This window comes from Cupriavidus alkaliphilus (genome assembly GCF_900094595.1).
Taxonomy (GTDB): Bacteria; Pseudomonadota; Gammaproteobacteria; order Burkholderiales; family Burkholderiaceae; genus Cupriavidus; species Cupriavidus alkaliphilus.
Genome location: NZ_FMAD01000003.1, coordinates 343597 through 365055, shown reverse-complemented (window position 1 = coordinate 365055; position 21459 = coordinate 343597). Strand labels below are relative to the sequence as shown.

Genomic DNA, 21459 nt, shown 5'->3' with positions numbered 1-21459 from the left:
GGCTGGCGTTACCGAATTTCCGTCACCGAACTCTTACCGAATCCAGGAGCATTCCATCATGATGAAAGGTCAACTCGCAGGGCTGATGAAGCAGGCCCAGCAGATGCAGGAAAACATGAAGAAGATGCAGGAGCAGCTGGCCCTGATCGAGGTCGAGGGCCAGTCCGGCGCCGGTCTCGTCAAGGTGGTCATGACCTGCAAGAACGATGTCAAGCGCGTTACCATCGACCCCAGCCTGCTGGCCGAGGGCGAGGACAAGGACCTGCTGGAAGACCTGGTCGCGGCGGCCTTCAACGACGCCGTGCGCAAGGCCGAGACCACCACGCAGGAAAAGATGGGCTCGATGACCTCGGGCCTGCCGCTGCCCCCGGGCTTCAAGCTGCCGTTCTAAGGCCATTGTGAAAGCGTCTTCGCCGACTTCGCTGCAGGCGCTGGTCGAGGCGCTGCGGGTGCTGCCCGGCGTCGGGCCCAAGTCCGCCCAGCGCATGGCCTACCACCTGCTGCAGCACGACCGCGAGGGCGCGCGCAAGCTGGGCGATGCGCTGCGCGGCGCGGCGGACCATATCCGCCACTGCCAGCGCTGCAACACTTTCACCGAGCAGGAAATCTGCGAGACCTGCCTGGACGACCGCCGCGACGCCTCGGTGCTGTGCGTGGTGGAAACGCCGGCCGACCAGGTCATGATCGAGCAGACCCTGACCTACCGCGGCAAGTATTTCGTGCTGATGGGCCGGCTGTCGCCGCTGGACGGCATCGGCCCGCGCGAGATCCACCTGGACCGGCTGCTGGCGCGCGCCACCGAGCCCGAGCTGGGCGGCCCGGTCGGCGAGGTCATCGTGGCCACCAATTTCACCAGCGAAGGCGAGGCTACCGCGCACTACATCGGCGAGATGCTCAAGGCGCGCGGGCTCAAGGTGTCGCGCCTGGCGCGCGGCGTGCCGGTGGGCGGCGAGCTCGAATATGTCGACGCCGGCACCATTGCCCGCGCGGTGATGGACCGCCGCAACCTCTGAGCGCCGCTGCGCCGGCCGGCGTGCCGGTCGCAGGCACTGCCACCGGCGCGCGCTTTCATTTCCCGTCCGCTCCCATGAACCTGGCCCGCTTCGATCTCGTCACGCTCGGCTTGTTCGTTGCCGTGGCCCGGCAGGGCAGCATTTCGGCCGGCGCGCGCCAGTCGCACCTGGCGGTGGCGGCGGCGAGCAAGCGCATTTCGGACCTCGAGACCGCGGTCGGCGCGCCGCTGTTCTTTCGCCATGCCGCCGGCGTGCAGCTGACCGAGGCCGGCCAGGCCTGCTTCCACCATGCGCTGACCATCCTGCAGGACGTCGAGCGCATGGCCGGCGTGATGTCGGACTATGCCTCCGGCGTGCGCGGGCAGGTGCGCGTGTGCGCCAATACCTCGGCGATCACGCAGTTCCTGCCCGATGACCTGGCCTCGTTCATGCAGCGCCATCCGACCATCCGTATCGAGCTGGAAGAGCAGAACTCGCGCGATATCGTTGCCGCGCTGGTCGAGAACCGTGCCGACGTCGGCATCTTCGCCGACCGTACTCCGGCCGCCGGGCTGATGACGGTCGAGTACCGCCAGGACGAGCTGGTCATCATCACCCCGCCCAACCATCCGCTGGCCGCGCGCGGCCCGGTGCACTACGCCGACACGCTCGAATTCGATTTCGTCAGCCTGCCGCAGGAAACCTCGCTGGCGGCGCGCCTGCTGGAAGAGAGCAGCCGGCTCGACCGGCCGTTCCGGCTGCGCATCCAGGTGCGCAGCTTCGACGCCATGTGCCGCATGGTCATGGCCGGACTGGGCGTGGGCGTGCTGCCGCGCATCGCGGCCGAGCCGCATGTCAAGTCGATGGGGCTGTCGCTGGTGACGCTGCAGGATGCGTGGGCGCGCCGCTCGCTGCTGATCGGGCTGCGCGACCCGGCCGGGCTGACGGTGTCGGCACGGCTGCTGATCACCCACCTGTGCGGGGACCGGGCGCCGTTCTGACGCGCCTGCGCCGAGGCTCTGCGCAGCCTTTCGCGTTCCGAGAAAGCCCGCTTCTCCGATTGCCGATTCCTGGCAGGCCCCGCGCTGGGGCAAACTCCGTCCGAACGCAATGTATGGCAAGCCAGTCAATGGCGCTGCCGCACTGCAACAAGATTGCCGCATCGCACGGAGACACCCATGGCGCAACAGATCCTTGAGGGCATTCGCGTCCTCGAACTCGGACAACTTATCGCCGGCCCCTTTGCTGCCAAGACCCTGGCCGACTTCGGCGCCCACATCATCAAGGTGGAGCCGCCCGGGCAGGGCGACCCGCTGCGCAAATGGCGCATGCTGCATGAAGGCACCTCGGTGTGGTGGGAGGCGCAGTCGCGCAACAAGGAATCGGTCTGCATCGACCTGCGCCAGCCGGAAGGCCAGGCGCTGGTGCGCAAGCTGGCCGCCGAGGCCGACGTGCTGATCGAGAATTTCCGCCCCGGCACCATGGAGAAGTGGGGCCTGGGCTGGGACGTGCTGCATGCCGACAATCCGCGCCTGATCATGCTGCGCGTGTCGGGCTACGGCCAGACCGGACCGAAGAAGGACGAGCCCGGCTTTGCCGCCGTGGCCGAGGCCATGGCCGGCCTGCGCCACCTGACCGGCGAGCCCGGCCGCGCGCCGGTGCGCGCCGGCCTGTCGCTGGGCGACACCATCGCCGGCCTGCACGGTGCCATGGGCGTGCTGCTGGCGCTGTACCAGCGCGATGCGCGCGGCGGCGAAGGGCAGGTGATCGACGTGGCGCTGTACGAGTCGCTGTTCAACCTGAGCGAAAGCCTGCTGCCGGAATACTCGGCCTTCGGCGCGGTGCGCCAGCCCGCCGGCGGCGCGCTGCCGGGGATCGCGCCGTCCAATGCCTATCCCTGTGCCAGCGGCGAATACGTGCTGGTGGCGGCCAACGGCGACGCCATCTTCAAGCGCATGATGCTCGCCATCGGCCGTGCCGATCTGGCCGACGATCCCGCACTGGATCGCAACGACGGCCGCGTCGCGCGCGTCGACGAGATCGATGCCGCGATTGCCGACTGGACCCGCACGCAGACGGTGGAGTCGGCGCTGGCGGTGCTGCGCGACGCGCAGGTGCCGTCGGGCCGCATCTATACCGTCAAGGACATCGCCGAAGACCCGCACTACCGCGCCCGCGGCGTGATCGAGTCGGTCACCTCCGCCGCAGGCCTGACCGTGGAAGTGCCGGGCGTGGTGCCCAAGTTGTCGGCCAGCCCGGGCGCCATCCATGACCGCGCGCCGGCGCTGGGCGAGCATACCGATGCGGTGCTGAAGCAGGCCGGCTTCGACGACGCCGCCATCGCCGACCTGCGCGCGCGCAAGGTGATCGCATGAGCGCCGCCGCCAGCCCCGCCGCTACCCTCTTGCGCGGGCCGGCCCGCGTCGAGATCAATGAAGTCGCGCCGCGCGACGGCCTGCAGATCGAACCGGTGGTGGTGCCGACCGACGCCAAGGTTGCCTTCGTCGATGCGCTCTCCGCCTGCGGCTTCGCGCGCATCGAGGCCACCTCGTTCACCTCGGCCCGCGCCATTCCCGCGCTGGCCGATGCCGAGGCGCTGATGCACCGCATGCGGCGCCAGCCGGGCGTGCGCTACACCGCGCTGGTGCCCAACCTGCGCGGGCTCGAGCGCGCGCTGTCGTGCCGGCCCGACGAGGTCAACCTGGTGATGTCGGCCAGCGAGACCCACAACCGCGCCAACCTGCGCATGACGCGCGCGCAGTCGCGGCAGCAGCTGCTGGCGATGATTGCCGAGGCGGGCGCGGCCGGCGTGCCGGTCAACGTGTCGCTGTCGACGGTATTCGGCTGCCCGTTCGAGGGCGAGGTCGATAGCGCCGAGGTGATGGCGCTGGCCAGCGCCTTCGCCGACGCCGGCGCGGCCGGCATCACGCTGTGCGACACCACCGGCATGGCCTATCCCAACCAGGTCGCGGCGCTGTGCCAGGCCTTCCAGGCAGCGCTGCCCGCCACCGGCCTGACCATCCACCTGCACAACACCCGCGGCATGGGCCTGGCCAATGCCGTGGCCGCCTGGCAGGCCGGCGTGACGCGCTTCGACGCGGCCGCCGGCGGCCTGGGCGGGTGCCCTTATGCGCCCGGTGCCAGCGGCAACGTCAGCACCGAAGACCTGGTCCACATGTTCGATTGCATGGGCGTGCAGACCGGTGTCGACCTGGGCGCGCTGCTCGACGTGGTCGCCGGCATGCCGGAACTGGTAGGGCGCGACCTCCAGAGCCAGCTGCTGAGCGCGGGACCGCGCCTGCGCACGCATCAGGCGCCGGCCTGGCTGGCCGAACATTTTGCCGGGCAGGCGTAGGCCTGCACGCGTATCACAACAACGTATCCACAAGACCAGACGGAGACACTCATGAAACAAGCCCATCAACACCAGCCCGCCATGCCCGCACGGCGCAAGGCCGTGACCGCGACGCTGGCTACCTTCGCGGCGATCGGCGCGGCATGGTTCGCCCCGGCGGCCCTCGCGCAGGACGGCAGCTATCCCGCGCGGCCGGTAACGCTGGTGGTATCGGCCGCGGCCGGCGGCACCACCGACCTCGCCGCACGGATGATTGCCGAGCCGCTGTCCAAGGCGCTCGGCCAGCCGGTGGTGGTCGACAACCGTCCCGGCGGCAATGGCGGCATCGCCGCGAGCCTGGTGGCGCGCGCCAAGCCCGACGGCTACACGCTGATGCTGCAGTACTCGGGCTTCCACGTGATCACGCCGCTGCTGGTGAAAAACCTGTCGTGGGATCCGGTCAAGGACTTTGCCCCGGTGGCCAATATCCTGTCGGCGCCGCAGGTGCTGGTGGTGCGTCCGAGCCTGCCGGTCAAGTCGCTGAAGGAACTGGTGGCCTACGCCAAGGCCAACCCGGACAAGCTCAACTACGCCTCGTCGGGCAACGGCTCGCTGCAGCACGTGTCGACCGAGCTGCTGAACCAGATGGCCGGCACCAAGATCACCCACGTGCCGTACAAGGGCACCGGACCGGCCATGACCGACCTGCTGGGCGGCTCGGTCGACCTGACCATCACCACGCCGCCGCCGCTGATGGGCCATATCGCCGCCGGCAAGCTGCGTCCGCTGGTGGTGACCAGCAAGACCCGCCTGCCCAGCCTGAAGGACGTGCCGTCGGCGCCCGAGGCCGGCTACCCCGACCTCGACGTATCGTCGTGGTTCGCGATGTACGCGCCGGCGGGCACGCCCAAGCCGGTGGTCGACAAGCTGACCGGCGAGATCGACAAGATCATGCGCACCGAGGCCTTCCGCCAGAAGGCCGAGGACCTGGGCGCCGAGGCCAAGTACATGAACCCGCAGCAGCTGGCGCAATACCAGAAGGCCGAGCTGGCGCGCTGGGCCAAGGTGATCAAGTCCGCCGACATCCACGCCGAATAAGGCCAGTGGCGGTGGCAAGGTGATCGAAAGGTAAGGGCGCTAAGCTGGCGGGCTTGCTAGGTATTGATACCGATGCGGCGCGCCGTGCCGTCCGGTAGCATCGCAATTTGCCGCACCGCGGCGCGCCCCCGCGCCGGGGGCTCTTGCAGCGTCAGTCGCAGCGTCATTCGCAGCGCCCCTTTGCCTTCGCATCTGCCGCGGCGCCAGTCCACACGGGTAGGAGATCTCGCATGTATAACAAGAAATTCTGGAAGCAATTCCTGATCGCGCTGGCGCTGTTCCTGGCCGGCTGGTTCACCTTCGGCCAGGCGCAGGCGCAGGGCAAGCCCGAGAAGACCAAGGTCACCATCGCGGTCGGCGGCAAGAACCTGTTCTATTACCTGCCGCTGACCATCGCCGAGCGCCTCGGCTACTTCAAGGAAGAAGGGCTGGATGTCGAGATCGTCGACTTCGCCGGCGGCGCCAAGGCGCTGCAGGCGGTGGTGGGCGGCAGCGCCGACGTGGTTTCGGGCGCCTACGAGCACACCATCAACCTGCAGGCCAAGGGCCAGCGCTACCAGGAATTCGTGCTGCAGGGCCGCGCCCCGCAGATCGTGCTGGTGGTGTCGAACAAGACCATGCCCAACTTCAAGTCGATTGCCGACCTGAAGGGCAAGAAGATCGGCGTGACCGCGCCGGGCTCGTCGACCAACATGATGGCCAACTTCGTGCTGGCCAAGGCCGGCCTGAAGCCGTCGGACGTGTCCTTCATCGGCGTCGGCGCCAGCGCCGGCGCGGTGGCGGCGATGCGTTCGGGCCAGATCGATGCCATGGCCAACCTCGACCCGGTGGTGTCGATGCTGACGCAGAAGAACGAAGTGCGCATTGCCTCGGATACCCGCACGCTCAAGGACACCCAGGCGGTGTTCGGCGGCAACATGCCGTCGGGCTGCCTGTATGCGTCGCAGGCCTTTATCCAGCAGAATCCCAACACCACGCAGGCGCTGACCAATGCCATGGTGCGCGCGCTCAAGTGGCTGCAGAAGGCGGGCCCGTCCGACATCGTCAAGACCGTGCCGGAAAGCTACCTGCTGGGCGACCGTGCGCTGTACCTGGCCGCGTGGGAGAAGGTCAAGGAAGCGATCTCGCCGGACGGCACCATGCCGGCCGACGGCCCGCGCACGGCGCTCAATGCGCTCGGCCAGTTCGACGCCGAACTGAAGGGCAAGCCGATCAAGCTGGAAGAGACCTACACCAACGCTTTCGTGCAGAAGGCCAACGCCAAGTACAAGTAATTTTCCCGCCGTCGATGCTCTCGGCCCGCTGCCCGCAGCGGGCCTTTGCTTTGCGGCAGCGACGGCCCATCCATCATCACTCGCCCGCGCCGCCCCCCGCGCCGCCACGGCGGGTCTGAGACGGTTCATCATGAGCATTCCCGCACTTTCACTCGAGCAGGTCACCTGCACCTTTGTCTCGCGCGATGACCGCAGCCAGCGCTATACCGCGGTCAAGGACGTCACGCTGTCGATCCAGCCCGGCGAATTCGTATCGGTGGTGGGTCCCACCGGCTGCGGCAAGTCCACGCTGCTGAATGTCGGCGCCGGCCTGCTGGAGCCTTCCAGCGGCGAGGTGCGCGTGTTCGGCGAGCCGCTGCGCGGCATCAACCGGCGCGCCGGCTACATGTTCCAGACCGAGGCGCTGATGCCCTGGCGCAGCGCGCTCGACAACGTCGTCGCCGGCCTGGAATTCCGCGGCACCGCGCGCGCCGAGGCGGTGCGGCAGGGCGAGGAATGGCTGCGCCGCGTGGGCCTGGGCGGGTTTGGCGACCGCTACCCGCACCAGCTCTCGGGCGGCATGCGCAAGCGCGTGGCGCTGGCGCAGACGCTGGTGCTGGACCCGGACATCATCCTGATGGACGAGCCGTTCTCGGCGCTCGACATCCAGACCCGCCAGCTGATGGAGAACGAAGTGCTTGAGCTGTGGGCCGCCAAGCGCAAGGCGGTGCTCTTCATCACCCACGACCTGGACGAGGCCATCGCCATGAGCGACCGCGTGGTGGTGCTGTCGGCCGGTCCCGGCACGCATCCGATCGGCGAGTTCGCGATCGACCTGCCGCGTCCGCGCGATGTCGCCGAGATCCGCAACCATCCGCGCTTTGTCGAGCTGCACGCCGCGATCTGGGACGTGCTGCGCGAGGAAGTGCTCAAGGGCTACGCCCAGCAGCGCAAGGTGGCCTGACCGGTCCCGCGTCCCAATTCAAAACAAGAACTGAATCCCGATGGCATTCCGTACTGATTCCAAGGGCATGCTGCGCGTGTGGCAGCTGCTGGTCCTGGTGGTGATCCTCGGCGTGTGGCACGTGGCCACGCGCTCGCAGCAGGTCGCCTTCTTCTTTGGCGAGCCACTGATGGTGGCGCAACGCATCTGGAACTGGTTTATCGTCGAGCGCGATATCTACCTGCACCTGGGCGTGACCCTGATCGAAACCGTGCTGGCCTTCGGCATCGGCACGGTGGCGGGGCTGGGCGTCGGCCTGTGGCTGGCGCTGAGCCCGCTCACCTCCGCCATCCTCGATCCCTACGTCAAGGCCATGAACTCGATGCCGCGCGTGATCCTGGCGCCGATCTTCGCGGTCTGGTTCGGCCTGGGAATCTGGTCGAAGGTGGCGCTGGCGGTTACGCTGGTGTTCTTCATCGTTTTCTTCAACGTCTACCAGGGCGTCAAGGAAGTCAGCCCGGTGGTGCTGGCCAATGCGCGCATGCTGGGCGCCAGCCAGAAGCAGCTGCTGCGCCATGTCTACCTGCCGAGCGCGACCAGCTGGGTGTTCTCGTCGCTGCATACCTCGGTGGGCCTGGCCTTCGTCGGCGCGGTGGTGGGCGAATACCTGGGCTCGGCGCGCGGCGTGGGCTACCTGATCCTGCAGGCCGAGGGCACCTTCGACATCAATACCGTGTTTGCCGGCATCGTGGTGCTGACCGCGTTTGCGCTGGTGCTGGACTGGATGGTCGGCATCGGCGAGAAGCGGCTGATGAAGTGGCAGCCGAAGAGCGGGGAGACGGAGAAGCTGTGAGTTTGGCTTGCTCCCCGCTCCCGCACGCGGGAGAGGGAGTACCCAAATGGTCAAGGAGATGGCCGGGCGCTGAATTGTACCGACACCGTTAGTCCACCTCCCGGCGTTTCGCCGAGCTCCACCGTCGCGCCATGCAGCCGTGCGATCTCGCGCACGATCGACAGGCCCAGGCCGGTGCCTTCCACCGCCTGCCCGCTCGCGCCGCGATAGAAGCGCCGGAACACCGCCTCGCGTTCGGCCGGCGCAATGCCGGGGCCGTTGTCGGTCACCTGCAGCTGCGCCATCCCGTCTTCACCCGCCACGCGCACTGTCACCATCGCGCCGCGCCCCGCATAGCGGATCGCGTTGTCGATCAGGTTGCCGGTCAGCTCCTGCAGCAGCTCGGGCTGTCCGGCGATCTGCGCCGCACCATCCTGCTCGAAGCCCAGGTCGACCCCGGCTCGGCGCGCCACCGGCGCCCACTCCAGCGCCACCGACTGTGCCAGCGTATCCAGCCGCAGCGGCTTCAGCGCCGGCTCATAGCCGGCATCGGGCTCCAGGCGCGATAGCGACAACAGCTGCTGCACGCCCCTGGACGCGTGCCGCACGGTGCCGTGCAGCCGCCGCATATGCTCGCGCACGCGTTCGCCGTCGCGTTCGCGCAGCGCCAGTTCGGACTGCGCCTGGATGATCGCCAGCGGGGTCTTGAGCTGGTGCGCGGCATCGGCAAAGAAGCGCTTGCGCGCCAGCACCATGCCGTGCAGCCGCTCCATGTACTGGTTCAGCGCCCGCACCAGCGGCTTCATCTCCGCGGGCAGGTCTTTCTGCTCGATCGGCTCGAGCTGCGTGCCGCGCCGCGCCACCGTGTCGGAGAGCCGGTGCAGCGGCCGCAGGCCGCGCCGCACGCCGAGCCAGACGATGCCAAGCGCCAGCGTCACCAGCATCAGCTCCTGCAGCAGCGAGCCGATCAGGATGTCGCGCGCCAGCAGCTGGCGCGGCTCGATGGTCTCGCCCACCAGCACCCACACCAGCCGCGTGCGCGCCGAGCCGACGTCGCGCACCGGCAGCGGCTGCGCCGCCATGCGCAGTGGCTGGTCGCGGAACAGGGTGTCGTAGAACACGGTGCGGTACAGCTGCAGGGAGGCGTCGGCCGGCATCGGCAGGTCGTCGTAGCCGGTGACGGTGGTGCCGTCGTCGGCGCGGATGCGGTAGAAGATGCGCGGGCCGGCCTGCCCGTCGAACAGCTCGAGCGCGAGGTTGGGCAGTTCGACCGCGAGCCGTCCCTCGTGCAGGCGGATGCCTTCGCGCATGGCGCGCAGCGATGCCTCCAGCGTGCGGTCGAAGGCGGTATGCGCGGCCGACATCGCGCGCTGGTAGGTCAGCCAGGCGTCGAAGGCAAGCAGGCCCATCAGCGGCAGCAGCAGCCACAGCGACAGCTGCCGCCGCAGGCTGGGGGCCTGGCGCGGCCGCATCATGCCGCCGGCCGCGTTTCGAGCAGGTAGCCCAGGCCGCGCAGCGTGACGATGGCGACGCCGCTGCCGTCGAGCTTCTTGCGCAGCCGGTGTACGTAGATCTCGATCGCGTCCGGATTGACCGATTCGTCGATGCCGAAGATCTTCTCCGACAGCGCGCCCTTGTTGACCGCGCGGCCATCGCGCAGCAACAGCACCTCGAGCACGGCGCGCTCGCGCCCGGTCAGCGCGAGCAACTGGCCGTGCAGCAGGAAGGCGCGGCTGATGCTGTCGTAGTGCAGCGGGCCGAAGGCGATCTGCGTGCGGTCGTGGCCATGGGCCCGGCGGATCAGCGCGCGGGCGCGCGCCTCCAGCTCGGACAGGTCGAACGGCTTGGCCAGGTAGTCGTCGGCGCCCAGGTCAAGGCCGCGCACGCGGTCCTCGACCGAGCCGTGCGCGGTCAGGATCAGCACCGGCAGCGGGTTGCGCCGCTGGCGCAGGCGGCGCAGCACTTCCAGCCCGTCGAGGCCGGGCAGGCCCAGGTCCAGGATCAGCAGGGCGTAGTCCTGCGTGCTCAGCAGCGTGTCCGCGCTGTGGCCGTCGTGCATGCAGTCGACCGTGAAGCCGGCCTGGCCCAGGGCCTGGCTCAGGGAACTGGCCAGCATCACATTGTCTTCGGCAAGCAGGATACGCATGGGGCAGGGCGGTCAGGCGGCAAGGCGGGGAAAACGGCTGCAACAGCAAAAACGGCAAAGGCCAGACTGATACAGCGAACCGCGCCGGCTTAGAAGCTAGGGAAACCACTGATCGCGCGGAGGCGCCACGACCGCGAAAACCCCGCGGTCCGAAAGCGAACTGAAAGTGCGCGTCACCTACCATCCGGCCGCTGACGATTACCACAACAAGCACAAGGAAGGAGATGGCAATGAAGCGTACGGCAATGGCGTTGGCCGCGATGGGCCTGGCGGCCGCGGGGTCGGCATCCGCGCAATCGAACGTGACCCTGTATGGGCTGGTGGACGCGGGCATCGAGTATGTCAGCCACGCCGGGCCGGACGGCTCGACGGTCAAGCTGACCTCGGGCGGCAGGAACACCTCGCGCTGGGGCATCCGTGGCAGCGAAGAGCTGGGCGGCGGCCTGAAGGCGATCTTCAACCTCGAAAGCGGCATCGCCATCGACACCGGCCGGCTCGATACCGACAACACGCTGTTCGACCGCCGCGCCACGGTGGGCCTGTCCAGCCGCTACGGCCAGGTGGTGCTGGGCCGCACCTTCACCACCACCTACGACTTCATGCTGCCGTTCGACCCGATGGGCTATGCGCCGGCCTATTCGTGGGCGACGTCGTCGACGGCCACCGGCGGGCGCAAGGACGGCCTGTTCTCGCGCGCCTCCAATGCCATCCGCTACGACGGCAGTTTCGGCGGCCTGAAGCTCGGCGCGACGGTGGCGCTGGGCGAAGTGGCGGGGGACTTCAAGAGTTCGTCGAAGTATGCGCTGGGTGCCGGCTACAACGCCGGCAAGTTCGCCGCCGCCGCGACGTGGGACCGGCAGAACGGCGCCGGCACCAGCACCACGCCCGCCGACGCCACCGACTACATCCAGGGCATCCATGCCGGGGCCAGCTATGACTTTGGCGACCTGAAGCTGTTTGCCGGCTACCGCAACTACAAGCGCAGCTTCACCACCGGCGTGGCCAGCCACCGCAGCGACATGTACTGGGGCGGCGCCAGCTACGCCTTCACGCCGGCGCTTACGCTGTACGGCGCGGTCTACAAGCAGAACATCAAGGGTGGCAACGATGCCGACCCGATCCTGTTCTCGCTGCGCGGGCAGTACGCGCTGTCCAAGCGCACGCTGGCCTACCTGTCAGTGGGCTACGCCAAGGCGCGCAACGGCCAGGACGTCAGCGTGTCGCGCGACCTGGTCGGTTTTGGCAACAACCAGACGGGCGTCATGGCCGGCCTGCAGCATCGCTTCTGACAAGGGGAACTTCCGGAATACGGCCCGGCCGGGGGGGCGGCTGTTTTGGGAACTGCCTGTTGGCCTGCGCCGGGGTGTGCGCAACCAGGACAACAGGCGGCTTGGGGGCGCTTTGCCTCGCATGGCGCAGGGTGTAGCCGCACCGCCTGCGCCATGATTTTTTTGGGGCCCGGCACCAGCGCAACAGCCGCTGCGTCGATGCCGGGCAGCCGTCACGACACCATCACGGCACGATCACGATCTTGCCGGTGACCTTGCGCGCTTCCATGTCCTTGAGCGCCTGCGCGGCATGCTCCAGCGGGTAGCGCGCCGAGATATGCGGGCGGATCTTGCCTTCCTTCATCCAGCCCAGCATCTGCGCCATGTTGGCCTGGTTGGCCTTGGGCTCGCGCCGCACGAAATCGCCCCAGAACACGCCCACCAGCGACGCGCCCTTGAGTAGTGCTAGGTTCAGCGGCAGCCGGGGAATCTCGCCGTTGGCGAAGCCCACCACCAGATAGCGGCCGCGCCAGCCGATCGAGCGGAACGCCGGCTCGGCATAGATGCCGCCGACCGGGTCGTAGACCACGTCGGGGCCCTTGCCGTCGGTCAGCGCCTTGACGCGCTCGCGCAGGTCTTCGGTGCTGTAGTTGATGAAGGCGTCGGCGCCGTGCTGCTTGCACACCGCCAGCTTTTCGTCGGTCGACGCCGCCGCGATCACGCGCGCGCCGATAGCCTTGCCGATCTCGATCGCCGCCAGGCCCACGCCGCCGGCCGCGCCCAGCACCAGCATGGTCTGACCCGCCTTGAGCTCGCCGCGGTCGATCACTGCGTGGTGCGAGGTGCCGTAGGTCAGCGTGAAGGCGGCCGCCGTCTCGAAGTCGATGCTGGGCGGCATCGGCACCACCGACGCCGCCGGCGCCTTGGCCTGGCTGGCGAAAGCGCCATTGCCCAGGTAGGCGATGACCTTGTCGCCGGGCTTGACGTGGGTGACGCCTTCGCCCACCGCGTTGACCACGCCGGCCAGCTCCGAACCCGGGGTGAACGGCAGTTCGGGCTTGGCCTGGTACTTGTTCTGGATGATCAGCACATCCGGGAAGTTGACCGAGGCCGCCTTGACGTCGATGACCACTTCGCCCTTGCCGGGCACCAGGTCGGGCAGGGTTTCGAGGGTCAGCGAATCGGGCGGACCCCAGGCTTTGCACAGTACGGCTTTCATCTTGTCTCCGGTGGTGTGGTTGGCATGCCGCGCCAGTCAAAGCTTACGCGGGCCGGCGGGGCAAGTGTAGCGCAGGAATAGCACGGTCGTTCTGTTTCATGCCGAAGCCGTGGAGGCGGTCATTTGCGGCCTGCATACCGTGCCTGAGCCGCCACGCTCGCACTCTCAGACAGGGCGGCGCGCAGGCCGCTTGCGCGCCTGCGCTCAGGTACAATCGCGGCATGCATATCCTTCTCGCCAACGACGACGGTTATCTCGCGCCGGGACTGGCCGTTTTGCATGCTGCGCTCGCGCCGCTGGGCCGGATCACGGTCATCGCGCCGGAGCAGAACCATAGCGGCGCTTCCAATTCCCTCACCCTGCAGCGTCCGCTGTCGATCTACGAAGCGCGCGAAGGCGTGCAAAAAGGTTTTCGCTTCGTCAACGGCACGCCCACCGATTGCGTGCATATCGCGCTGACCGGGCTGCTCGAGGAAAAGCCCGACCTGGTGGTGTCCGGCATCAACCAGGGCCAGAACATGGGCGAGGACGTGCTGTACTCCGGCACCGTCGCCGCCGCGATCGAAGGCTACCTGCTCGGGATTCCCTCGGTGGCCTTCTCGCAGGTGGACAAGGGCTGGGAACACCTCGATGCCGCCGCGCGCGTCGCGCGCACCGTGGTGGAGCGCATCATCGGCACCCCGCCGGCCGAGCCGTTCCTGCTCAACGTCAATATCCCGAACCTGCCGTTCGAACATATCCAGGGTTATCGCGCCACGCGCCTGGGCAAGCGCCATCCGTCGCAGCCGGTGATCACGCAGGTCAACCCGCGCGGCGATACCAATTACTGGATCGGCCCGGCCGGCGACGCGCGCGATGCCAGCGAGGGCACCGATTTCCACGCGACCGCGCAGGGCTACGTCTCGCTCACGCCGTTGCAGCTGGACCTGACCCACCGCGGGCAGCTCGACGCGCTCGACCAGTGGCTGAAGTAGGGCCGCCGGTCCCGAGCCGCCCCAGCCGCCGAGTTGCCGCGCCGCGCCCCCGATGAGTTCCACGCCCCCTCGCAACAAGTTTCCGCTGCCGCTGGATGCGGTGGTCGAGCGCAAGCCCGCGCCCGAGCGCACCGCCGGCATGCCCGCGGTGGGCGCGCCACGCCCGGCCGCGCCGCTGTCCCCGCCGGCCACGCCGGCCACGCCGGCCAAGCCCCGCCTGCCGCGCACCGCGGCGCCGGCGCCCGCGCCCGCGCTGGTGCCCGCCAGCGCGGTCGCGCAGCGCGCCTCGGCGGCCACCGCGGGCGGCGGCGGCATGGCCTCGGCGCGCGCGCGCGTGGCACTGGCGGCGCGGCTGCGCGCCGCGGGCATCCGCGACGAGCGCGTGTTGTCGGCCATCGCCACGGTGCCCCGCCACCTGTTCGTCGAGCCGGGACTGGCGTCGCAGGCGTATGAAGACGCGGCGCTGCCGATCGGCCACCAGCAGACCATCTCCAAGCCGTCGGTGGTGGCGCGCATGATCGAACTGCTGCGCGAGGGCCTGGGCGCCGAGGCGCCGCTGGAGCGCGTGCTCGAGATCGGCACCGGCTGTGGCTACCAGGCCGCGGTGCTGGCCCAGGTGGCGCGCGAAGTCTTCTCGATCGAGCGCATCCGGCCGCTGCACGAGCAGGCCAAGGCGAACCTGCGGCCCTTGCGCGTGCCCAACCTGCGCCTGCATTACGGCGACGGCATGCTGGGCCTGCCGCAGGCCGCGCCGTTCTCGGCCATCATCCTCGCCGCGGCTGGCATGGAGGTGCCCGAGGCGCTGCTGGAGCAGCTGGCCATCGGCGGGCGCCTGATTGCCCCGGTCGCGGTAATGCCGCCGGCAGGCGTGCCCGGCCAGACCGTGACGCAGCAACTGCTGCTGATCGAGCGGCGCAACCGCCATCGCTTTCACCGAACCGCGCTTGAAGCCGTTTTCTTTGTGCCCTTAAAATCGGGCACCATCTGAGTCGAACTATGCACAACATCGTGAAATCGCAAAATTTCGCACGCAGCGGACAACTTCTTGCGGCGACGTCGCTCGCGGCCCTGCTGGCCGCCTGCGCCAATTCGCCGATGCCGGCGCCGGTCGTCGACCGTACCTCCACTTCCGGTACTACCGCGGCGACGCTGGAACCGGCGCCGCCCGGGTACTATCGGGTCAAGCGAGGCGATACCCTTTACCGTATCGCGCTGGAGAACGGCCAGTCGTATCGCGATGTCGCGGCGTGGAACAACCTGACCAATGTGAACCAGATCGAGGTCGGCCAGCTGCTGCGCATCGTGCCGCCGGGTGCCGACGTCAACACTGCGCCGGGCGTGGCGACCATGCCGGTGGCGCCGGGCACGGTGCAGGCCCAGCCGATCGACCAGGCCCGTCCGAACGGCACGCCGGTACCGCCGCCGGCCACGCCCGCCGCTGCCTCCGCCGCGGCTTCGGCTCCTGCGGCAGCGCCCGCCGCGACCGCGCCTGCCTCGGCGCCGATGGCCGATGGCTCGATGAAGCTGAGCTGGCCGGCGACCGGCCAGATGGTCGGTAAATTCGACGACAAGGGCAATAAAGGCATCGATATTGCGGGCAAGAAGGGCGATTCGGTGCTGGCCGCGGATGACGGTCGGGTGATTCACGTAGGCCCCTTGCGCGGCTACGGGAATCTTGTCATCATCAAACACAACGAGACATTTCTTACCGCTTACGGGCACAACGACAAGGTGCTCGTCGCTGAGCAATCCACGGTCCGAAAAGGCCAGAAGATTGCAGAGATGGGCAACAGTGATACCGACCGGGTGAAGCTTCACTTCGAAGTTCGCAAGAACGGAAAACCGGTTGATCCGATGCGGTACCTGCCGCCACAGTGAGGGTTCATGCCACGCCAGAAAACTGTCTCCTCCGGAACCGTCAGCAGGGCTCGCCGTCCCAAGCAGCCGGAAGTGAAGGCTGGTGTGGCGCATCCCGATGAACGCGCCGATGCAGAGGGCTTCGAGCCCGATCTCGCCGCCGAGATGCTTCCCGTGACCGACGAGCCCATCGCCACGTCCGCTTCGGTGGGCCTGCGCGAGGCCGACCTGCTCGGCGACGACAATGATCGCAACGAACGCCATCTGCGCGACGACGACGAGGACGAGTCGGAAGACGAGGACGAAGACAGCGCGGAAAACGGCACCGAAAGCGCTGCCGCCGAGCATGACGACTTCCGCACGGTGCTGCATACCGAGCTGGCGGCCGACACCGTCCAGCACTACCTGAACCGCATCAGCATCAAGCCGCTGCTGTCGGCGCCGGAAGAACTGCATTTCTCCACGCTGGCCAAGGACGGCGACTTTGCCGCGCGCCAGGTCATGATCGAGCGCAACCTGCGGCTGGTGGTCAGCATCGCCAAGGGCTATCTCAATCGCGGCGTGCCGCTGCTCGACCTGATCGAGGAGGGCAACCTGGGCCTGATGCATGCAATCGAGAAGTTCGATCCGTCGCGCGGCTTCCGCTTCTCGACCTACGCAACGTGGTGGATCCGCCAGAGCATCGAGCGCGCCATCATGAACCAGGCGCGCACGGTCCGCCTGCCGGTGCACGTGATCCGCGAACTGAACCAGGTGTTGCGCGCCAAGCGCCATCTGGAGAAAGGCGGCACCGACGGGCGCGACGCCAGCCTGGAAGACATCGCCCACCTGCTGGGCAAGACGCCGGACGAAGTGCAGGACGTCCTGGCACTCAACGAACATACCACCTCGCTCGATACGCCGTTCGATCTCGATCCTGGCTCGAGCCTCCTGGATTTCCTCTCCGACGAGCACAACGCCGCCCCCGACCAGGAGGTGGCGCACCGCGAGCTGGAAGGGCTGATGAAGCTCTGGCTGGCGCGCCTGTCGGAAAAGCATCGCTATGTGGTGGAGCGCCGCTTCGGCCTCAACCATATCGAGCCCGCCACGCTGGAAGAGCTTGCCGAGGAGATGGGCCTGACGCGCGAGCGCGTACGTCAGATCCAGCAGGAGGCGCTGGTCAAGCTCAAGCGGCATTTCGCTTCGCAAGGTGTCAGGAAGGACGCCGTTCTATGACCCCTGTGCTGGTATTCGACATCGAGACCATTCCCGATGTCGCCGGCCTGCGCCGTTTGCATGACCATCCCGATGCGATGAGCGACGCCGAAGTCGCCGAGCATGCGTTCTCCGCCCGCCGGGAAAAGACGGGCAGCGATTTCCTCCCGCACTACCTCCAGCGCGTCGCCGCGATTTCCTGCGTGCTACGGCGCACGCACCGCGACGGCTCGGCGGTGTTCCATGTCGGCTCGCTCGGCACGCCGGAGGACGGGGAGGCCACGCTGATCCAGAAGTTCTATGAGCTGATCGCGCGCTACAGCCCGCAGCTGGTGTCGTGGAATGGCGGCGGCTTCGACCTGCCGGTGCTGCACTACCGCGGCCTGGTCAACGGCATCACCGCGCCGCGCTACTGGGAGATGGGCGAGGGCCGCGACGAAGACAGCCGCGACTTCAAGTGGAACAACTACATCAGCCGCTACCATATGCGGCACCTGGACCTGATGGACCTGCTGGCGATGTACCAGCCGCGCGCCAGCGCCCCGCTCGATGACCTGGCCAAGCTGTGCGGCTTTCCCGGCAAGATGGGGATGGACGGCAGCAAGGTGTGGCAGGCCTTCCAGGCCGGGCAGCTCGACGAGATCCGCGCCTATTGCGAGACCGACGTCGTCAACACCTACCTGATGTACTGCCGCTTCCAGCTGATGCGCGGGGGGCTGTCGCCGCGCGAGTTCGACGTCGAGATGGAATTCGTCCAGGAATCGCTGGCCGAGCTGCCGGGCGAACAGTGGATGGAATACCTGCAGGCCTTCCGGCTGCAGCGCCTGACGCCCGAGGCCGAGGACCTCGAGGATTGACGACGACAGGCGCCATGCCGGCTTAGAAGTCCAGCGACAGCAGGATCGGCTGGTGGTCCGAGGCATCGGTGTCGGCGTTGACCTCGCAGCGCCGGATGCGGGCAACGAGCGGCTCGGTCACCAGCATGAAGTCACAGGCAAAGGGCGGCTCGGGCCATTGTTCCTTGTCGTGCAGCGCGCAAGTGGGCGCATGCGGCAGGCCGGGATGCGCATGCAGCCAGGCGTCGCGCCAGGCCGGCGTGCCGTCATCGAATGGTTCCAGCATGCGCCGATAGGCGACGTCGTCGGGTTTGCTGTTGAAGTCGCCGCACAGGATGGCTTCGACGGGCCGGGGCTCCGGCGTGAACGGGCCCGGCCACTGCTCGCTGCGGCCGGGCCGGCGCGCGTGAGCGCAAGCCTCGGCATGCCAGTCGCGCAGGGCTTCGGCCTGCGCCGTGCGCTGGGTCGCCGAATAATATTCCAGGTGGGTGCAGATCACGCGCAGCCGCGCGCTGCCGGCCTCCACGGTGGCTTCCAGTGCCACCCGTGGCATCGATGCCACCTCGGGATCCGCCGGCCAGGGCAGCGCATGGCGGAACACCTCGCGCACCGGCAGCCGGGTGGCGATCAGGTTGCCGAACTGCTTCAGCGCGCCGTCGCGACCGCGCCGCTCGACCGCCGGCGCATAGAGCAGCCGATAGCCCGGCAGCAGCGCGGTCAGCTCCGACACCTGGTCGGCGCCGGGTTCGCCGCGCAGTTCGCCAAAGCCGCGCGTCACTTCCTGCAGGCACAGCACGTCGGCGTCGGCCATGGCGCGCAGGACCTGCACCTGCCGCGCCAGGTCGACGCGCCCGTCGGCGCCGCGGCCCCACTGGATGTTCCACGAAATCAGTTCCATGCCTGCTCTCCGTCGTTGGCCCGGACGTACGCCAACGGAGCCGGCCCGGTCTGGCATACAATCGCGCTTTCGTAAAACAATACGTCAGGTTTGATCTGGTGTCCCAAGCCGTGTCCTCCCCACAAGAAACGCCGGCCGTGCCGGCTGCTGCGGCCGTCGAAGGTGCTGCCCCAGTCGCAAAGAATTCCCGTGGCCGTGGTGCCGCCCAGGGCGGTACGCCCGCGGACGACCCCGTGGTGACGATCGACAGCCTCGATATGGAAGCGCGCGGCGTCGGCCGGCTGGTCAACGAGGACGGCACGCCCGGCAAGGTCATCTTCGTCGAGGGAGCGCTGCCCGGCGAGACCGTCAGCTACCGCAGCTATCGCCGCAAGCCCAGCTACGAGCAGGCTCACCTGAGTGAAGTGCGACAGGCCTCCGTGATGCGCGTCGAACCGGGCTGCCAGCACTTTGGCGTCTGCGGCGGGTGCTCGATGCAGCATCTGGATTCGCGCGCGCAGCTGGCCATCAAGCAGCGCGTGCTCGAAGACAACCTGTGGCACCTGTCCAAGGTGAAGCCCGACGTGGTGTTCCGCCCGATCGCCGGCCCGGACTGGGGTTATCGCTACCGGGCGCGCCTGACGGTGCGCCACGTGGCCAAGAAGGGCGGGGTGCTGGTCGGCTTCCATGAGCGCAAGAGCAGCTACGTTGCCGACATGACGCGCTGCGAGATCCTGCCGCCGCATGTGTCGGCGATGCTGGTGCCGCTGCGCGAGCTGGTGATGGGGCTGTCGATCCGCGACCGCATGCCGCAGATCGAGCTGGCCGTGGGCCAGGAGGTGACCGCGCTGGTGCTGCGCATCCTGGAGCCGCTGACCGATGCCGACAAGGACCTGCTGCGCGCCTTTGCCGATGCGCACAAAGTGCAGTTCTGGCTGCAGCCGAAGGGTCCGGACACGGTCTATCCGTTCTACCCGGCCGAGGCCGAGCTGGCCTACACGCTGCCGGAGTTCGGCATCCGCATGCCGTTCAAGCCGACCGACTTTACCCAGGTTAACCACCAGATCAACCGCGTGCTGATCGGCCGCGCACTGCGCCTGCTCGATGCCCAGCCGCAGGACCGCCTGCTCGACCTGTTCTGCGGCATCGGCAACTTTACGCTGCCGCTGGCGACGCAGGGCAAGTCGGTGATGGGCATCGAAGGCAGCGAGGCGCTGACCACGCGCGCGCTCGCCAATGCGGAATACAACGGGCTGGCCGCGAAGACCGAGTTCGCGTGTCGCAACCTGTTCGAGGTCACTGCGCAAGACATCGCCGCGCTGGGCCGCTTCGACCGCTGGCTGGTGGACCCGCCGCGCGAAGGCGCCCTGGCCGTGTGCAAGGCGCTGGGCGAGCTGGCGCAGCAGGGCAGCGACGTGTTGCCGCGGCGCATCGTCTATGTCTCGTGCAGCCCCGCCACGCTGGCGCGCGACGCCGGCCTGCTGGTGCACGAGGCGGGCTACCGCCTGAGCGGCGCCGGCGTGGTCAATATGTTCCCGCACACCTCGCACGTCGAGTCGATTGCGGTGTTCGACCGCGACTGATCGCGGCGGGCGTCCAAAAGAAAAGCCGGCCCGCAGGCCGGCTTTTTTCATGCCGCGTCGTTCGCCGTCATTCGCGGTTGCCGCCGAAGATGCCCAGCAGCGCCAGCAGGTTGGCGAAGACGTTGTACACGTCGAGGTAGATCGCCAGCGTGGCGGTGATGTAGTTGGTTTCGCCACCGTTCACCACGCGCTGCACGTCGAACAGGATGTACGCCGAGAAGATACCGATCGCGATCACCGACACCGTGATCATCAGCGCCGGCAGCTGCAGCCAGATATTGGCCACGCTGGCCAGGATCAGCAGGATCACGCCGACGAACAGGAACTTGCCCAGGCCGGAGAAATCGCGCTTGCTGACGGTGGCGATCGATGCCATCGCGCCGAACACCGCCGCGGTGCCGCCGAAGGCGTACATGATCAGTGCCGGGCCGTTCGAGAACGACAAGGTGACGCTGATCAGCCGCGACAGCATCAGGCCCATGAAGAAGGTAAAGGCCAGCAGCAGGACCACGCCCATGCTGCTGTTCTTGGTCTTCTCGATGGCGAAGAAGAAGCCGAACGCGATCGCCAGGAACAGGATCAGCGACAGGCCGGGGCTGCCCGCCATGAAGCTGAAGCCGGTGGCCACGCCGATCCACGCACCGAGCACGGTGGGGATCATCGAGAGGGCCAGCAGCCAGTAAGTGTTGCGCAAGACCCGGTTGCGAACGACGACGTCAGTGACGGTCGACGCACTGTTGCCGAAACCGTAGGTGTTCAGCTTGTTATCCATGGTGACTCCTGTCTCAAAACGGTGAGGCGCCGGCGTTGCGAGACTGCAAATGCGAAGACTCGTATGGCAGCCGGACGGAACCATCGTCAATGTGGCATCGGGCAGGCCGGATTGCAAGGGCGCGGTAATTCAATCGTCACCTGGCGCTGGCTCACGTCCGTTCGACGCCGCTCACATTGGATGTTAGCGGCGGCGCTGCGTTCCAGGGATGACAAGGTTGTAATGTGCGGTTTTTGCAACTTGCCTGTGGCATGCGCGCGAGGGGTGGGCAGGCATGTCCG

21 protein-coding genes are annotated in these 21459 nt (G+C 67.9%); 16 read left to right on the top strand and 5 right to left on the bottom strand.

Annotation, left to right across the window (positions count from 1 at the left end; all coding sequences use genetic code 11):
* Positions 1–58 precede the first annotated feature (58 nt).
* The 9 genes from GA0116996_RS08310 (at position 59) to GA0116996_RS08270 (ending at position 8473) form a co-directional block, all read left to right on the top strand.
* Positions 59–391 (top strand): YbaB/EbfC family nucleoid-associated protein, encoded by a 333-nt coding sequence (locus tag GA0116996_RS08310; RefSeq protein ID WP_092309313.1) that lies wholly within the window; start codon positions 59–61, stop codon positions 389–391.
* A 7-nt stretch (positions 392–398) separates the two neighbouring features.
* On the top strand, positions 399–1013 hold the full coding sequence (gene recR / locus GA0116996_RS08305; protein ID WP_010814257.1) for a recombination mediator RecR: 615 nt from the start codon (positions 399–401) through the stop codon (positions 1011–1013).
* A 74-nt stretch (positions 1014–1087) separates the two neighbouring features.
* Positions 1088–1993: a LysR family transcriptional regulator gene (locus GA0116996_RS08300; protein ID WP_012353186.1), complete on the top strand. Its 906-nt coding sequence runs from the start codon at positions 1088–1090 to the stop codon at positions 1991–1993.
* A gap of 177 nt (positions 1994–2170) precedes the next feature.
* Positions 2171–3367, top strand: a complete 1197-nt coding sequence (locus GA0116996_RS08295; protein WP_092309311.1) for a CaiB/BaiF CoA transferase family protein — start codon at positions 2171–2173, stop codon at positions 3365–3367.
* Positions 3364–4347, top strand: coding sequence for a hydroxymethylglutaryl-CoA lyase (locus tag GA0116996_RS08290; protein WP_092309308.1), 984 nt, complete (start codon positions 3364–3366; stop codon positions 4345–4347). The genes GA0116996_RS08295 and GA0116996_RS08290 overlap by 4 nt, the downstream gene beginning before the upstream one ends.
* 51 nt (positions 4348–4398) lie before the next feature.
* On the top strand, positions 4399–5424 hold the full coding sequence (locus GA0116996_RS08285; RefSeq protein ID WP_092309305.1) for a Bug family tripartite tricarboxylate transporter substrate binding protein: 1026 nt from the start codon (positions 4399–4401) through the stop codon (positions 5422–5424).
* Between the two features lie 230 nt (positions 5425–5654).
* A complete protein-coding gene (locus tag GA0116996_RS08280) occupies positions 5655–6698 on the top strand; it encodes an ABC transporter substrate-binding protein (RefSeq protein WP_092309302.1) in 1044 nt (347 codons plus the stop codon).
* A gap of 130 nt (positions 6699–6828) precedes the next feature.
* Positions 6829–7641, top strand: a complete 813-nt coding sequence (locus tag GA0116996_RS08275) for an ABC transporter ATP-binding protein (RefSeq protein ID WP_092309299.1) — start codon at positions 6829–6831, stop codon at positions 7639–7641.
* Positions 7642–7681: 40 nt separating this feature from the next.
* Complete coding sequence (locus GA0116996_RS08270) at positions 7682–8473, top strand: ABC transporter permease (protein ID WP_092309296.1); 792 nt, start codon at positions 7682–7684, stop codon at positions 8471–8473.
* Between the two features lie 50 nt (positions 8474–8523).
* Here GA0116996_RS08270 and GA0116996_RS08265 read toward each other — a convergent pair whose 3' ends face one another.
* The gene (locus GA0116996_RS08265; protein WP_092309293.1) at positions 8524–9927 is read right to left on the bottom strand and encodes a sensor histidine kinase; all 1404 of its coding nucleotides are present in this window, start codon (positions 9925–9927) and stop codon (positions 8524–8526) included.
* A complete protein-coding gene (locus GA0116996_RS08260; RefSeq protein WP_092309290.1) occupies positions 9924–10598 on the bottom strand; it encodes a response regulator in 675 nt (224 codons plus the stop codon). Before GA0116996_RS08260 ends, GA0116996_RS08265 begins: the two co-directional genes overlap by 4 nt.
* A 230-nt stretch (positions 10599–10828) precedes the next feature.
* Between GA0116996_RS08260 and GA0116996_RS08255 the strand changes: the two genes are divergently transcribed.
* Positions 10829–11887, top strand: a complete 1059-nt coding sequence (locus GA0116996_RS08255) for a porin (protein ID WP_092309287.1) — start codon at positions 10829–10831, stop codon at positions 11885–11887.
* A gap of 223 nt (positions 11888–12110) precedes the next feature.
* On the opposite strand, the gene GA0116996_RS08250 is transcribed toward GA0116996_RS08255, so the two are convergent.
* Positions 12111–13085, bottom strand: coding sequence for an NADPH:quinone oxidoreductase family protein (locus tag GA0116996_RS08250; RefSeq protein WP_092309284.1), 975 nt, complete (start codon positions 13083–13085; stop codon positions 12111–12113).
* Between the two features lie 221 nt (positions 13086–13306).
* Between GA0116996_RS08250 and surE the strand changes: the two genes are divergently transcribed.
* The 5 genes from surE to GA0116996_RS08225 are packed head-to-tail and all read left to right on the top strand — an operon-like array spanning position 13307 to position 17967.
* Positions 13307–14059 (top strand): 5'/3'-nucleotidase SurE, encoded by a 753-nt coding sequence (surE, locus tag GA0116996_RS08245; protein ID WP_092309281.1) that lies wholly within the window; start codon positions 13307–13309, stop codon positions 14057–14059.
* A gap of 52 nt (positions 14060–14111) precedes the next feature.
* On the top strand, positions 14112–15047 hold the full coding sequence (locus tag GA0116996_RS08240; protein WP_092309278.1) for a protein-L-isoaspartate(D-aspartate) O-methyltransferase: 936 nt from the start codon (positions 14112–14114) through the stop codon (positions 15045–15047).
* A gap of 8 nt (positions 15048–15055) precedes the next feature.
* Positions 15056–15937, top strand: a complete 882-nt coding sequence (locus tag GA0116996_RS08235; protein ID WP_092309275.1) for a peptidoglycan DD-metalloendopeptidase family protein — start codon at positions 15056–15058, stop codon at positions 15935–15937.
* Positions 15938–15943: 6 nt separating this feature from the next.
* Positions 15944–17131 (top strand): RNA polymerase sigma factor RpoS, encoded by a 1188-nt coding sequence (gene rpoS, locus GA0116996_RS08230; protein ID WP_092309272.1) that lies wholly within the window; start codon positions 15944–15946, stop codon positions 17129–17131.
* On the top strand, positions 17128–17967 hold the full coding sequence (locus tag GA0116996_RS08225) for a 3'-5' exonuclease (RefSeq protein WP_092309269.1): 840 nt from the start codon (positions 17128–17130) through the stop codon (positions 17965–17967). The genes rpoS and GA0116996_RS08225 overlap by 4 nt, the downstream gene beginning before the upstream one ends.
* Positions 17968–17989: 22 nt before the next feature.
* Here GA0116996_RS08225 and GA0116996_RS08220 read toward each other — a convergent pair whose 3' ends face one another.
* Positions 17990–18844 (bottom strand): endonuclease/exonuclease/phosphatase family protein, encoded by an 855-nt coding sequence (locus GA0116996_RS08220; protein WP_092309266.1) that lies wholly within the window; start codon positions 18842–18844, stop codon positions 17990–17992.
* Between the two features lie 233 nt (positions 18845–19077).
* Between GA0116996_RS08220 and rlmD the strand changes: the two genes are divergently transcribed.
* Positions 19078–20406 (top strand): 23S rRNA (uracil(1939)-C(5))-methyltransferase RlmD, encoded by a 1329-nt coding sequence (rlmD, locus tag GA0116996_RS08215; RefSeq protein WP_092309263.1) that lies wholly within the window; start codon positions 19078–19080, stop codon positions 20404–20406.
* A gap of 67 nt (positions 20407–20473) precedes the next feature.
* On the opposite strand, the gene GA0116996_RS08210 is transcribed toward rlmD, so the two are convergent.
* The gene (locus tag GA0116996_RS08210) at positions 20474–21178 is read right to left on the bottom strand and encodes a Bax inhibitor-1/YccA family protein (protein ID WP_012353168.1); all 705 of its coding nucleotides are present in this window, start codon (positions 21176–21178) and stop codon (positions 20474–20476) included.
* Between the last annotated feature and the right edge of the window lie 281 nt (positions 21179–21459).